The organism is Arcobacter defluvii, assembly GCF_013201725.1.
Lineage (GTDB): Bacteria > Campylobacterota > Campylobacteria > Campylobacterales > Arcobacteraceae > Aliarcobacter > Aliarcobacter defluvii.
In genome coordinates, this window is record NZ_CP053835.1 from 1607307 (window position 1) to 1622092 (window position 14786).

Sequence of the window (14786 nt, forward strand, 5' to 3'; positions counted from 1 at the left end):
TTATAAACCTTTATCTTTTTTGATGATTTCATATGCTTCATTTATCTCTTGAAGTTTTTTTGTAGCTTCATCAATAATATTTTGACTAGCTCCTTGTCCTGCTATAATATCTGGATGATGTTTTTTTACTAAATTTCTATAATTTTTCTTTAATGTTACTGCATCGTCATTTGGTGTTGACTGTAAAATTTCATAAGCTTTTTCTAAACTTGTAGCTTTATTTGAAGCTTGTTGAGCATAAAAAGCTTCGAACGTTGAAACTAATCTATCAAAATCTTCTTTTTTGATTTTTAATGCATTTGAAATATCTTCTGTTATCATCTTTTCCGTATTTGAAAACTCTTTATCAATAAATGCTAAATTTATTAGATATTCCATGATTTTTAAACGTTTATTATAATCATTTCTTGTTAAAGCATATAATTTTTCGCTAATTACAATAAGATTATCAAAACTTTGTTTCTCTGTTTCATATAAATTCTTTAATTTAGTTCTCACTTCTTCAAAATTTTCAAAATGACTTGAGATATCATTAAATGTATGTTTTAAAAGTTCAGCTTCAAGTTCACTAACTTTTCCATCGGCTTTTGCAACTTTTGCCATTAAAGCTACTAAAAGTCCTGCTTCGTGGTGTAATAAATCACCTTCAAATATCTCTTTTCTTTTTAAATTTATATTTTTAAACTCTTCTGTTTTATAGTTTTTTCCTATAAAAAATAAAATTGCAATTACAACTGCTAAAACTACTAATTCCATATTTTCCCTTATATTCTAGTTTTAATTTTTGGTTGATTTTAACAAATTTTAGGTAAAATCTCTCCCTTTAAATAGACAATGGAGTTACAAATGTTTGGAATGGGCTTTATGGAAATCTTACTAATTGCAATAATTGCAGTTATCGCACTAGGACCTGACAAATTGCCTGAAGCAATGGTTCAAATTGCAAAATTTATCAATAAATTTAAAACAGGTCTTGCAGATGCTAAATCTACATTAGATAACGAATTAAATATTTCAGAAATGAAATCAGAAGCAAATAAATTTAAATCTCAAATAGAAGAGACTAAAGCTTCATTATCTCTTGATTCTAAAATTGATTTAGGATTAAATGAAATTTTAAAAGATGATTTAAAAGATGATTCAATAAAAGGAAAAACAGAAAAAGTTTCATTTAAAAAAGAGAATAAATCAAAAGAAAAATTAGATAATAAAGAGGAAAATGCCTAATGTTTGAAGATTTAAAACCACATATTGCAGATTTAAGAAAAAGGCTTGTAATATCTACTTTAACTATTGTTGCAATGTTTTTTGTATGTTTTTCTTTTTATGAACCAATATTAAACTGGATGATGGTTCCTGTTGAAGCCGTACTTCCTAAAAATTCACATATGGTTGCAGTTGAACTTCAAGAAACATTTTTCACTGCATTAAAAGTTGCTTTTTTTACAGGATTTGTTTTTTCACTACCTGTAATTTTTTGGCAAATGTGGTTGTTCTTAGCTCCTGGACTTTATGATCATGAAAAAAAACTTGTTATTCCATTTGTATTTTTTGCAACATTAATGTTTACAATTGGAGGATCATTTGCTTATTATATTGTTGTTCCTTTTGGATTTGAATTTTTAGTAAATTTTGGTTCTGCTGTTGTTACTGTACTACCAAGTATTGGTGCATATGTAAGTTTTTTTACTAAATTATTAATTGGATTTGGGATTGCTTTTGAATTACCAGTTATTACATTTTTCTTTGCAAAGATTGGACTTGTTGATGATAAAATGCTAAAAGATTTTTTTAGATATGCAGTTGTGCTTATATTTATAATTGCTGCACTTTTAACACCTCCTGATGTTTTAACTCAATTTTTAATGGCTGGTCCACTTATTTTATTATATGGAATTTCTATTTATGTAGCAAAAATATTTAATCCAGCTGTAAAAGAAGAAGAGGAAGAATAAAATTGTTAGACCCTCTTAAAACTTCAAGTTATGATTATGATTTACCAAAAGAATTAATTGCAACAAAACCAGTAAGTCCAGCAGATAGTGCTAGACTTTTGGTTTATAATAGAAAAGAAAATAAAATCACTCATACAACATTTAAAAATCTTATTGAAGTTTTACCTTCTGATTTATCTATTTTTTTAAATGACACAAAAGTTATAAAAGCTAGAATCTTTGGAGAAAAAGAATCAGGTGGTAAAATTGAACTTCTTTTAAATAAACCTCTTTTTATGGATAGATACCTTGTAATGATAAGAGGTAAAGTAAAAATTGGAACAAAACTATTTTTTGATAAAGATTTAATTGCAGAAGTAATTGAATTAAATGAAGATGGAACAAGAGTTGTTAAATTTTTTAAAGAAGACAAAAACCTAGATTTTTTAGAGCTTGTTGAAATCTTAAATAAGATTGGTCATCTTCCACTTCCTCCATATATGAATAGAGAAGATGAAAAAGAGGATGAAAAAGATTATCAAACTTTGTTTGCTAAAAATTATGGAGCAGTTGCAGCTCCTACAGCTTCACTTCATTTTACACCTGAACTATTGGAAAAAATTAATAATAAATATGATGTAAATTATCTTACACTTCATGTTGGTGCTGGAACTTTTAAACCAGTTGATGTGGATGAGATTTTAAATCATCCAATGCATAGTGAATATTTTGAAATAGGTATTGAAGCAAAAAAAGCTTTAGATAATGCAAAAAAAGTTTTAGCTGTAGGTACAACTGTTACAAGAACTATTGAATACTATGCAAGAACAAATAAAATTCAAGGTGAATGTGATTTGTTTTTAAATCCATCAAATCAGCCAATAAAAGTTGATTATTTACTTACAAATTTTCATTTACCAAAATCTACACTAATTATGCTTATTGCATCTTTTGTAGGATTAGAAAAAACACTTGAAATTTACCATGAAGCTATAAAAGAGAAATATAGATTTTACTCTTATGGTGATGGTATGTTAATAATTTAAAGGACAAAAATGGCATATTACGTACTATTTGATACAGAAACAACAGGAAACCAAGAAGAAGATAGAGTTATTCAATTTGGTGCTATGATTGTTGATCAAAAAGGAAAAGTTGAAGCTTTTGATGAATTTTGTTCAAGTGATGTTGAAATTAAACTTGAAGCGATGGAAGTTCATAATATAACTCCTAATTTGTTAATAGGAAAACCAAAAGCTACTGAAACGAGTTTTTATAAGAGATTAGAAGAATTAAATTCTAATGAAAATTTTTTAATAGCACATAATATCTCTTTTGATATGGGAATGATAAAAAAAGAGGGATTTGTAAATCAATATCAAATTATTGACACTTTAAGATGTGCAAAACATCTATTTCCTGAACTTCCTTATCATAGACTTCAATATATAAGATATGCACTTGAACTATATAAAGTAGAAGAAATTGAAGCATCAAAACATAATATCACTATAAAAGCTCATGATGCAATTGGTGATGTACTTGTAATGAAACTTTTTTTAACAAAACTTGTAGGAAGATGTAGAGAAATTTATCCTGATTATAATCCAATTGAAAAACTTGTGGATTTGACAAAAACTCCTGTTTTTATCAAAACTTTCAAATTTGGAAAATACAAAGGTAAAGATGTAGAAGAAGTTGCAAAGATAGATACAAATTATCTAAACTGGATGAGAACAAGTATGGAACTAGATGAAGATTTAAAATATACTTTAGATAAAGTTTTAAAATCTTAAATATAAAAATAGATTAAATACCATCATCAAAAAATTTAAAATATAAAACGCCTTTTTATTAAATATTGAAAGAAATGAGAAAATCAAATAAATAATAAAAAAATAAAAAGGTGTTTTGACTTCATAAACAAACATCTTAAAATCCAAAAAATATTTAATAAAGCCATCAAAATAAATAGCAAAATTAAAAATATGTGCAAAAATCTCAAAAGGATAAAAAAAGCTAAAAAAAATTGTAATTATTGGTGATAAAAACTGTATATATGACGTTTGAGGAAAATAATAATGAACTATTGGATTAAAAATCAAAAACATCCAAATATTAAATAAAAAAAGATGGATCAATCTATTTTTAAAACTAAAATATTGAAGATATAAAAAGATATAAAAAACAGCAATAATTGAAAACCAAAATCCTAAAGAAAAAAGATATTTAGGAAATAAAGATATTACAATTAAAGCTGTAAAAAAGAGAGTTTCAAAAGATAAAATTTTTATATTTGAGCGAAGTAAAAAAATACCTAAACAAAACATCACAAAAGCTCTTAAAAGTGAAGGAACTATTCCAGTTAAAAGTAAATAACAAAAAAGAAACAAAATTGTAATCAAAAGTAAATCATATTTTTTATTTCTATATAAAAAATACTTTTTATGTAAAAAAGAATAAGGAAAATATAATAACCAATAAATAACAAAAGATAAAACCACAAGATGAAAACCACTTAATGCAATTAAGTGACTTATACTGTAATTTGTACAAATATCCCTTAAATCTTTTGAAATTAGAATTGCTAAAAACAAAGCTTGGAATAGTTCCTTTATCATCTCATTTTGATGATTTGAATCTATTTTTTGCACAATTTTATCCCTAAATAAAGGAGATTTTTCTAAGATATCAAAAGAAATAGTTTTTGTATAAAAACCTTTTAGATAATCTAAAAAACTAATATTTTTTGAAATAAAAATAATATTTAATAAATCAGATTTTTTTACATCTTCTTTTTTATCAATATTTGTAAAAAAATCATAATTATCTGCCTTTAATCTCAAAATATTAAATTCTTCTTTATTATAAATATTTAGAACTTCAACTTTTGTTTCATAAATTTCTTCATCAACTAAATCTAAATATTTACTATATTCAATAGAAATATTTAATAAAAATAGTGAAAATAAGAATAAAATTGTTACAATTTGTTTATTTTTCATTTTATTAATAATCATAAAGATTATTATACATAAAAAATCATCTGAAAGGCTTTTTCATGCAAATAACAAACTCTACTTCATTATTCAATACAACATCAAAAGATACACTTTTATCAAAAGATAAAGATGAAATTTTAAATAATTCTTTTGAATCTTTAATTGAAGAAAAAAACGAAGATAAACAAAAAAATATAAAAATAAAAAATGATGAAAAAGAAGAAAGAGAGGCTTTAGTTAAAGATTTATTATCCTTATTAAAAACAGGATTTACAGAAAGTGAATTAGAAAGAATCAAAGAACTTCTAGAAAAATTAGAAACACTAAAAAAAAGAAAGTCATCTGATGGAAATTTAACATTAAGTCAAATAGAATCAACACTAAAAGATTTAAAAACAACTTTGATTGAAGCACAAGAAAAAGCAACAGGAAGATCAGTTAAAAATATTGATGAAGATTCAAATAGTTTTTTACCACTTCAAAAAGAAATTGAAGAAAAAATAAATGGATTAAAAAATAATTTTACACTTAATGAAAATGGTACTTCTTTAAAAGAGAACCCGTTATTAAGTATTAGCTCAAGTGAACAATTAAAACTTCTAGAACAACTAAAACAAAAAAATAGAGTATAAAACTCTATTTTTTCTTCCAAATTGACATCTGTGAAATTGTATGTTGATATTTTCTATTTGTCTCTTTTATTACAAAAGGAACATCTAAAGTATCAAGTAATTCAAACTCTAAAGATAAGTTTTCTCTTAAAGTTTCAAATGTAGTTACTTCTTTATTATCTTTTATAAATCCACCTAACCAATTCTCTTTTGGTGTATAATCTTCAAGCCAAGTATAAGGACTCAAAAGAACAAGTAACCCATCTTTATTTACCCGTGATGGAATATCATCTAAAAATCTTTGAGGATAATATAATCTATCTATTAAATTTGAACAAAATACTAAATCATAGCCTGTATAAATATCCTTTAAATTACAAGCATCACCTTGCATAAAAGTTACTTTATTTTTAATATTTTCTAAATTTAACTCTTTTAAAGAGATAGATTTTTCTTCAAATAATTCACCCTCTTTTTTAATTTTATAAATCAAAGAATCATAAAGTTTTAGTTTAACACCGACATTTATAAAGTTTGCACTAAAATCAATCCCTAATACTTCATCATAAAGTTTTGCTAGCTCAAAAGAAGCTCGCCCTACTGAACAACCTAAATCAAGTGCTTTAGATGTTTTTAAACCATTTACATACGGTTTTAATAATTCAACAGAATTTACACAAAAGTTTTTAACTCCAAAATTTCCATCAGCATAATGAAATTCACAATATTGAGAAATTAATTCATCTGTTTCATAAACATTATTATTCAGTTTTGTTCTATATTCATTAGAAGATTTTACATATCTAAATCCAGCATGCTGAAAAAAGTGTTTTCTAAAAGCATATCTTGCTTCTTTTAATGTTTCATTTCCTAAACTTATAAATGAACCACCTTTCATTAAAGCATGTCTATCATCAAAAGTTGGAGTTGTAAAATCGTCATAAATAGGATGTGTGATAAAATCATCAAAAGGATAAGTTGGAGTTAAACTCCATTGCCAAACATTACCAACAACATCATAAAACTCATCAAATTTATATTTATCAACTCTACTTTGATTAAACTGTTTAAGTCCAATATTTGCATCTTTATTCTGAGCATCTACAAAATCATAAAGTCTATAATATTCATCTTCACTTGGAAGTCTAACTTCAAATCCTAGTTTTGAAGATTTATATTTACAAAAAGCTTCTGCTTCATATAAATTTACATCAACTGGATAATTAAGAGGAAGAGGAATTATTCTATTTATCTCTCTTAAGAAATAATTAGCATCTTTTTTTATCCAAAATATCGGATATTTTGCTTGTGTAAAATCTAACCATTCCCTTCCTTCTTTTGAAAAAAATTCAGGTTTATTATATCCACCCTCTTTTACAAACTCTAAGTATTCACCATTTGAAACAAGATATTTTGAAGCTTGGAAATCTTTTATAAATGCTTTATGATATGAAAATTCATTATCCCAACCATAAAAAATTGGATTTTTTCTATCTTTTTGTAAAATAACTGTATTACCTTTTACATCAATTAACTCATTTGTAGGATAATTTTGAGAAAATTCATTTGAATATTTAAATAATTCATCTTCTTTTAAATATTTTATATCTAATTCTCGAAGTAATACAGAACTAGTTTCAATATGAATATTTTCATGTTCAATTCCCATCAAAATAATCCACATAGGTGAATCCCAATTTATTGGCATTGTAAACTCTATATTTTCAATTAAATCTAAAATTATTTCTTTTACTTTTGCTCTATACTCTTTTATTTCCTCAAAAGTTGGCCATTTATAATTCCCAGAATTTAAATCATCCCAACTCATTTCATCAACACCAATAGCAAAAATTGATTCAAACTCTTTATTTACTCTATGTTTTAAAATATTTGCTAAAACTAATTTATTTATGAAAAAAGTTGCAGTATGTCCGTAATAAAAAATAAGTGGATGTCTTAATCTATTTGCTTGTTCATAAATAAATTTTTTTTCTTTCAATAAATCAAAAAGTTTTTCATCCAATTCATAAGTTTGTAAAAACTGCTTTTTAATTTCAACTCTTTTTTCTTCAATTGTGCCCGTACTTAAATTTACGCTATCTTTTATATAATTCATTCATTTCCTTTTATACTCTTATTCAAATTAATCTATCTAAAAATTCTAATTTTTTTATTTTATTGTTTTTTTCAAACTCTTTGTATATATTTAATAGTTGGTTCAACTCACTTTCTCCTAAAAATGAAATGTAATTTTCAAGTTTTAAAACTACATCATTTACTTCTATTTTTAAAAGAGTTTTTGAAATATAATTCTCTATTAAAACCATTCCTAATCTTTTTACTGATTTTGTTTGTTCAAGAATTTCTAAAGCATCATTTGTTGCATTTAAAACTTCATTACATAAATTCAATGAAAAAGAATTCAAAATTTTATATAACACATTTAATGCAAAATTATGTAAAACAATAGGCATTTCATCCCTATCTCCAACAGATTCTTTCAGAATCATTCCTAGTTTTCCATATTTGATTGATTTATCAATGATTTTTTCATCTTTTATTTCTTGTTCTATATATTTACATCTATAAGAAATAGCCATATTTACAAATGTTGCTCCATATTCAAAAGCTCCAAGAGTTGGTATTGATAAACATTTTTTATAGAAAACTATTGCTTCATCATAATTTTCTTCCCACTCTTTTAGATTTGCTTTTATATTGTAAAAATGCCATAACCATAATGGTTCATTATCTTCACTATGAGAAAATAGTAATGTTTCTAATTTATTTAAAGACTCTATTGCTTCTTCTTTTAAAGCTTCATTTCTTTGAGAGATTATTATCCATGCAGCTTTTCTTTGATAATATCTGATTTCAATATCTGTTGGTTTTGAACTTTTTCCTAAATTTAACTCTTTTGGTAAACTATCATAAGCTTGTTCAAATTTTCCCATTCTTTCATATAAAGAACAGATATTTAAAGCATATTTATTTGGATTAATTTCATATAAATATTGATTTAAAAGTATTGCTTGTTCAAAGTGCCCATTTCTCTCAAATAAAAATGCTAAATCATTTAAAGCATCTATTGAAATCTTTCTATAATAAGAGTTATTTGAACTTTCAAAAGTATTTACATCATTGAAATCAAACATATAACCAGCAATTTCAAACCAATAAAAATTTATTAATTCATATTGTTGTTTATTTTTGATTGAACTTATAAATTTTTCTAAAATTTTTATAGTTCTTCTTTTATCTAAAACTATATCTTTTACGTAATAATATAAAATCAAAAGAGATATAGGATTTTCAAATCTTTCAATACACTCTTCAATATGGTTTCTAAGATAATAAGCAAGACGTTTTTCCTCTTCACTTAAATCTTTAAAGATTACATTTTGTGTGAAAAAAACTTGTAAAGACTTTTCTTGAACTAAAAATTTAAAATCATCAAAACTTCTATTTATAAAATTTTGAAAACCAAAAATCAGTTGATTTTTTGAATCATTTTCTTCTTTTATGAAGTTCTTTCCACAATATTCAAAAAGCTCCAATGATATAAAAGTCTTTTTATCTCTTTGTTTTGCAATAACTGTTGAACATAGTTGCATTAAAGAATAAAGTTTTTGTTCTTTTGCGCTTAATAGAATTTCTACATCACATTTTTTAGGTATTTTTTCTGATTTTATTACTTCTAAATTTAATATTTCAAATTTATTTACTCTTTTTATAATTGTTTGTAATTTATCATTTCTGATATAAAAATTTATATTTGAAAATCTATTTACAACTCTACTTGTAAATATCTTCCAAATCCAATGTTCACTATCTTCTAAATCAAAATTATAAAGATGAATTTCCATCTTTTTATCAAAATTTGAAAGAGCCAATTCTAGTTTTCTTAATTTTCTAATATCTTTATTAAACCAAGATGAAATCAAAGTTTTAAATTCATTTCCTTCACCATCTAAAATTGATGGCATCATCAATAATCCTAAAAAGAAAACAAAAACAAAAATAAAAGATATATAATCATTAAATTCCCAAGCAGAAGGCATTTCAAATATCATCTTCTTTAAAAAATCTTCATAAATTGATACAGATAATAAAGCTATTAAAATCACAAGAACTGAAATAACTGAAATAAAAGTTGCTATAAATCTTTTTTTCAAAAAATATAAAAAAGAAGAAGTTCCAGCAAGTAAATTTATATCTGCTTCAAACTTATCTAAACTATCGTTTTCACAATATGTTACATATAAACTATTATTTTTCTTTGTGATACAACTATCTTCTTTTGTTTTTCTTTTTGAATTACAAAGTTTTGAAATATGAATAAAACAACTATTTTGCTTCATTTAACTTTTAGTTCCTTCACGTGCAGCTTTATTTTGAATTGGATCAGTAAAACTATAATTTCCATTTTTTAGAATAAAAGGATAATTTTCGAAAATTCTTTCAAAATCTTTATTAAAATCCACATCATAATTTTTTAATGCATCTTTTACTATTTGTGTGTATTTTTCTGGTATAAAAGAGTTTTTATCACCAGTTTTTGCTAATTTATCTTCTCTTGTAGTCATAAAAGCTATCAAATCAGCTTTTACATCTAAATTTAAAACATCTTCTTTTTTTATAGTTATACAACTATAATTTTTTTCTCTTAGCTTTAAAATTTCTAACTCTTCATCAGATATTTCAATCATTACACCATATAAAGTAGAGTTTTCACTTTTTTTAATATTTAAAAAAACTCCATTTATAGATTCATCTTCCCCTTCAAATTGTATAGATTCTACGGCATTCCAAATTCTCTCATAACCTTTAATTTTCACAGGAAGTAAATCTTTTTGAGATAAAACTCTTTTAAAAGATTTTTGAGCACTAGAAAGATTTATTAGTGAGCCAAAACCAAAAAGATACATAATTAAACCAATTTTTCTTTACAAATTACTATTCCATCAACATCAACATAAATATAATCACCTGGATAAATTTCCACATCATCAATAACTAAAGGAACACCAATTTGCCCATCTTGAACTGGAATATATTTTCTTGGACAAGTTCCTTTTGCAACAAGACCAAGTTCAAAATCTTTTGTATTGATTGTATCTCTTACATAACCATTTACAATTATTCCTTCATATTTATTATCTGCTGCAAATTTCATTAGATTATCTCCAACTACTGCAAAATATCTCATATTTACATCAACAACTACAACTTTTCCAGTTCCATCATTGTTTTTTAAAAATGTTGCTAAATCTTTATTATTTTTTTCTAGTTTTACAGTAATAACTTCACCCTTAAACTTTTTATTTCCACCATACGATTTAAAATCTGGTCCTAAAATTTGTACTTTTTCACTAAACTCATCGCATAAATCTGCTGTAAAAAATCCCATAAAACTATCCTTAACTATAATATTTATTAAATGATAATATTATCTCATTTTAGAATTAAATTATTCTTATTTAGTAATAATTACACATTATTTATACTAATAAGTTATAATTTTTTATTACAAAAAGGATTTTTATGAAAAATTTATTCCAAATTTTTTTATTAATATTTTTATCATATTTTTTAAGTGGCTGTAGTGCTAAAAAATTAACTGTAAGAACTTTACATCCTTCAAAAATTGAAAAAGAAAAAATAAATACAGTTCTTGTTGAAAGATTCAGAAATGATGATGTAAATCAAACAATAAGTTTAAAAAATAAAATAGCAAATAAAATTGTAGATAATCAAAGAGTTTTTACACTAAAAAATGATATTTTTGGAACTGATGCAATAATTACAGGAGAAGTTTTAAATTCTTCAGTTGCTTTTCAAACATATTATAGAAATGAAATAGATTATTCAAGATGTAGATTTTATAGATATGATGAAAAAAGTAAAACAAAGCATTGTATAGAATATGCTATTAGATATATCCCTTGTGAAAATAGAACATATAATGTTACAACAAATATTCAAGTTATAAAACCTATAAACAACAGTGTAATTTTTTCAAAAACTTATGATAAATCAAGTAATGAAACTGAATGTTATGATAGACCACCCTATTCATTTCCTTATTTTCCACATACAAGATTATCTTTTGATAAACATAGAATAAATTCTCAAATTGCAGATGAAATATCTAGCGATATTTTGGATGACATTTCTCCTCATTATGTCTATTTCAATATCAATATTATCGAAGAATTAGATGATGAGAATCCAATATATACAAAAGAACAAAGAAATAGATTTGAAAACATTGTAAATCTAATTGAAGATACTAGATTAGATATTGCAAAAGCCGAACTTGAAATTTTAGATAAAGAATTAAATCAAAAAAGTTTTGAAGTAATCTATAATCTAGCTTTAATCTATGAAGCTTATGGAAAACTTGAAATTGCAAATAATTTATATAATCAAGCAAAAACTCTCACTTCAAATATTGAATATTTAGATTTAATCAATTATGGGATTAATCGTACAAATATTAATTTAGAAGAAAAAATAAAAGCTAAGTCACAACTTCCATAAAATAGGGATAAATTCCCTATTTAAGAACTTTTAACCAATATTTTTGTATATTAAATTTTTATTATAAATATTATAAATTTTAAAATTATAAAGGGTCTATAAGTGGCTATAGAAAAATTTGACTATACGAAAATTTCTGATGATTGTGTAAAGTGTGGAAAATGTAAACCTGTTTGTACAATCTTTAATATAAATCAAGATGAAGCAACAAGTCCAAGGGGTTTTATTGATTTACTTGGAGCGTATAAAAGAGATGAATTAGAGCTTGATAAAACAGCAAAAGATATATTTGAATCATGTTTTTTATGTACAAATTGTGTTGAAGTTTGTCCAAATGATTTACCAACAGATATGATTATTGAGCAAGTAAGATCAGATATTGCTCAAAAATATGGTATTGCTTGGTATAAAAGATTATTCTTCTATCTTTTAAGACATAGAAAAACTATGGATTTTCTATCAAAAATGGGTTGGATGTTCCAAACTTGTGCTTTAAAAATTGACAATGCAAAACAATCAGCACTTCCACGATTTTCATTACCAATTGTAAAAAAAGATAGAGCATTACCATTTGCTGATAGTACAAGTTTTTTGAATAAATATCCTGCAAACATTCCAGCAATAAATAAAAAAGAAGAAGTTGGTAAAAAAAATAAAGTTGCAATTTTTATTGGTTGTATGAGTAACTATACATATACAAATACTGGAGATTCTTTAGTAAAAATTCTAAAAAAATTAGATTTAGATATCATGATTCCAAAAAAACAACTTTGTTGTGGAGCACCTGCATATTTTACTGGAGCTTTTGATACAGTTGATTATTTAGTTAAAGAAAATATCAAATATTTTGAAACTTGGATTGATGAAGTTGATGCAGTTATTATTCCAGAAGCAACATGTAGTGCAATGATAAATAAAGATTGGGAACACTATTTACATAATCAACCAGAATGGAAAGAAAGAGCAATAAAATTATCTAAAAAAATCTTTTTAGCTACGAAATGGTTAGAAAACAATACAGATTTAAAAGATTTACTTGCAACTAGTGGTAAAAAAATTGATACATTAGTAACTTATCATGACCCATGTCATGCTAAAAAAATGCAAAATGTTTGGCAAGAACCAAGAAATCTTTTAAAACAAAATTATGTTTTAACTGAAATGAGTGACTCAAATAGATGTTGTGGATTTGGTGGAGTAACTATGCAAACTGAAAAATATGATTTTGCAAAAGCTGCTGGTGCTCCAAAAGCTGCAATGATTAGAGATACAAAAGCACAAATTGTAAGTGCTGAATGTAGTGCATGTAGAATGCAAATTACAAACTCTTTATATCAAGCAAATGTTGATGTTCAATTTAAAAATCCAATTGAATTAATAGCTGAAGCATTGGAAGATTAAAATATGGAATTTTGGCAAAATATTTATTCAAATTTTAATCCCGTTGCTTTTAATTTAGGACCAGTAGCAGTTCACTGGTATGGATTAATGTATGCATTAGCATTAATTTCAGCTATTTTCGTAGCGAAATGGTTTATAAAACATGATAAATTACCTATTACAAATGAACTTTTTGATTCATATATTTGGTGGGCAGAAATTGGTGTAATATTAGGCGCAAGACTGGGTTATGTCTTATTCTATGATACACATACCATGTATTATTTAACACATCCTTGGCAAATATTTAACCCATATATAAATGGTGTATACGCAGGAATTTCAGGGATGAGTTATCATGGAGCTTTTTTTGGATTTATAATAGCTTCTTATTTATTTTGTAGAAAGAATAAAATATCTTTTTGGTTTATAACTGATATAGCTGTATTAGGAATTAGTGCAGCGTATATTTTTGGAAGAATTGGAAATTTTTTCAATCAAGAATTAGTTGGACGAATTACAGATGTTCCATGGGGAATATATGTAGGAGGGGTATTAAGACATCCTTCTCAAATTTATGAAGCAATACTTGAAGGTTTAGTCGTATTTATTATTTTAGCTTATTTTAGAAAAAGAAAAACATTTGATGGACAACTAGCACTTATGTATGGATTTTTATATTCATTAGCAAGAATAATTGCAGAATTTTTTAGACAACCAGATATTCAATTAGGGTTTTTATATAGTGATTGGCTAACTATGGGGATTTTACAATCTTTAATAATTTTAGTAATTTGTGTGATAATTTTTATAAATAGAAGAAAAATAAATAGTTAAAATTAACTATTTATTTTCATTTCTTTGGTATAACCTGATTCAGCTGCTAACTCAACAATCTTATTTTTTAATAAATCTAATCTCCAGCCATGTCTACTTGCAAAATTTTCTATTTCAGCATCTCTTTGTTCAGGTGTACAAAATACAAAAATTCTTTTTAAAAAAGGTTTTGGTACTTGTATAGCTATCAATTGAAAATAATTCTCTTTACAGCTCCTTGAACAAAAAGCCTTACTCATAGCAATCTTTTTTTTGCAAAATGGGCAATGCGACATTATTTATTACCTTTAATTATTAATTTGTAGAACTTAGCATTTGTAACATCTTGGAGAAACTTTGGATCTATATCATGCAAAGCTATTATATCAATAACTTTACCATCCATAACCCAACCTTTTCCAGTGTCATCTATCTTCTGTGTTTCAAACAATTGAATTAATTCTTCTTTGGAAACAATCAGTTCTTCCATATTATAACTT

16 protein-coding genes are annotated in these 14786 nt (G+C 24.9%); 8 read left to right on the forward strand and 8 right to left on the reverse strand.

The window, feature by feature from the left end; all coding sequences use genetic code 11:
* Positions 1–756, reverse strand: a complete 756-nt coding sequence (locus ADFLV_RS08210; RefSeq protein WP_129010698.1) for a TerB family tellurite resistance protein — start codon at positions 754–756, stop codon at positions 1–3.
* Between the two features lie 90 nt (positions 757–846).
* Here ADFLV_RS08210 and tatB point away from each other — a divergent pair, with 90 nt between their 5' ends.
* From tatB to ADFLV_RS08230, 4 genes are read left to right on the forward strand one after another with little or no spacing between them, the layout of a single operon-like run.
* The gene (gene tatB / locus ADFLV_RS08215) at positions 847–1227 is read left to right on the forward strand and encodes a Sec-independent protein translocase protein TatB (RefSeq protein ID WP_129010696.1); all 381 of its coding nucleotides are present in this window, start codon (positions 847–849) and stop codon (positions 1225–1227) included.
* The gene (gene tatC, locus ADFLV_RS08220) at positions 1227–1955 is read left to right on the forward strand and encodes a twin-arginine translocase subunit TatC (RefSeq protein WP_129010694.1); all 729 of its coding nucleotides are present in this window, start codon (positions 1227–1229) and stop codon (positions 1953–1955) included. Before tatB ends, tatC begins: the two co-directional genes overlap by 1 nt.
* Before the next feature lie 2 nt (positions 1956–1957).
* A complete protein-coding gene (gene queA, locus ADFLV_RS08225) occupies positions 1958–2980 on the forward strand; it encodes a tRNA preQ1(34) S-adenosylmethionine ribosyltransferase-isomerase QueA (protein WP_129010692.1) in 1023 nt (340 codons plus the stop codon).
* Positions 2981–2989: 9 nt separating this feature from the next.
* Entirely contained in the window at positions 2990–3730 is a 741-nt protein-coding gene (locus ADFLV_RS08230) for a 3'-5' exonuclease (protein ID WP_129010690.1), read from the forward strand.
* Here the strand turns inward: ADFLV_RS08230 and ADFLV_RS08235 are convergent.
* Complete coding sequence (locus ADFLV_RS08235) at positions 3719–4939, reverse strand: ComEC/Rec2 family competence protein (RefSeq protein ID WP_129010764.1); 1221 nt, start codon at positions 4937–4939, stop codon at positions 3719–3721. The genes ADFLV_RS08230 and ADFLV_RS08235 overlap by 12 nt on opposite strands.
* Before the next feature lie 56 nt (positions 4940–4995).
* Between ADFLV_RS08235 and ADFLV_RS08240 the strand changes: the two genes are divergently transcribed.
* A complete protein-coding gene (locus ADFLV_RS08240; protein ID WP_129010688.1) occupies positions 4996–5568 on the forward strand; it encodes a hypothetical protein in 573 nt (190 codons plus the stop codon).
* A 4-nt stretch (positions 5569–5572) separates the two neighbouring features.
* Here the strand turns inward: ADFLV_RS08240 and ovoA are convergent, their stop codons facing one another.
* From ovoA to rraA, 4 genes are read right to left on the reverse strand one after another with little or no spacing between them, the layout of a single operon-like run.
* Positions 5573–7663 carry a 5-histidylcysteine sulfoxide synthase gene (gene ovoA / locus ADFLV_RS08245; RefSeq protein WP_129010686.1) on the reverse strand — a complete coding sequence of 697 codons (2091 nt, stop codon included), beginning with the start codon at positions 7661–7663 and terminating at the stop codon, positions 5573–5575.
* Positions 7664–7685: 22 nt separating this feature from the next.
* Positions 7686–9908 (reverse strand): tetratricopeptide repeat protein, encoded by a 2223-nt coding sequence (locus ADFLV_RS08250; protein ID WP_129010684.1) that lies wholly within the window; start codon positions 9906–9908, stop codon positions 7686–7688.
* Positions 9909–10475, reverse strand: a complete 567-nt coding sequence (locus tag ADFLV_RS08255) for a gamma-glutamylcyclotransferase (RefSeq protein WP_129010682.1) — start codon at positions 10473–10475, stop codon at positions 9909–9911. It lies immediately after the preceding gene.
* 2 nt (positions 10476–10477) lie between these two features.
* Positions 10478–10957, reverse strand: a complete 480-nt coding sequence (rraA, locus tag ADFLV_RS08260) for a ribonuclease E activity regulator RraA (protein ID WP_129010680.1) — start codon at positions 10955–10957, stop codon at positions 10478–10480.
* A gap of 134 nt (positions 10958–11091) precedes the next feature.
* Here rraA and ADFLV_RS08265 point away from each other — a divergent pair, with 134 nt between their 5' ends.
* The 3 genes from ADFLV_RS08265 to lgt all read left to right on the forward strand — a co-directional run bounded on the left by ADFLV_RS08265 (position 11092) and on the right by lgt (position 14307).
* Positions 11092–12090 (forward strand): hypothetical protein, encoded by a 999-nt coding sequence (locus ADFLV_RS08265; protein ID WP_129010678.1) that lies wholly within the window; start codon positions 11092–11094, stop codon positions 12088–12090.
* Positions 12091–12192: 102 nt separating this feature from the next.
* On the forward strand, positions 12193–13491 hold the full coding sequence (locus tag ADFLV_RS08270; protein ID WP_129010676.1) for a (Fe-S)-binding protein: 1299 nt from the start codon (positions 12193–12195) through the stop codon (positions 13489–13491).
* A 3-nt stretch (positions 13492–13494) separates the two neighbouring features.
* A complete protein-coding gene (gene lgt, locus ADFLV_RS08275) occupies positions 13495–14307 on the forward strand; it encodes a prolipoprotein diacylglyceryl transferase (RefSeq protein WP_014474303.1) in 813 nt (270 codons plus the stop codon).
* 2 nt (positions 14308–14309) lie between these two features.
* On the opposite strand, the gene ADFLV_RS08280 is transcribed toward lgt, so the two are convergent.
* Positions 14310–14498 (reverse strand): hypothetical protein, encoded by a 189-nt coding sequence (locus ADFLV_RS08280; protein ID WP_014474304.1) that lies wholly within the window; start codon positions 14496–14498, stop codon positions 14310–14312.
* An 83-nt stretch (positions 14499–14581) separates the two neighbouring features.
* Positions 14582–14776 (reverse strand): hypothetical protein, encoded by a 195-nt coding sequence (locus ADFLV_RS08285; protein WP_014474305.1) that lies wholly within the window; start codon positions 14774–14776, stop codon positions 14582–14584.
* Between the last annotated feature and the right edge of the window lie 10 nt (positions 14777–14786).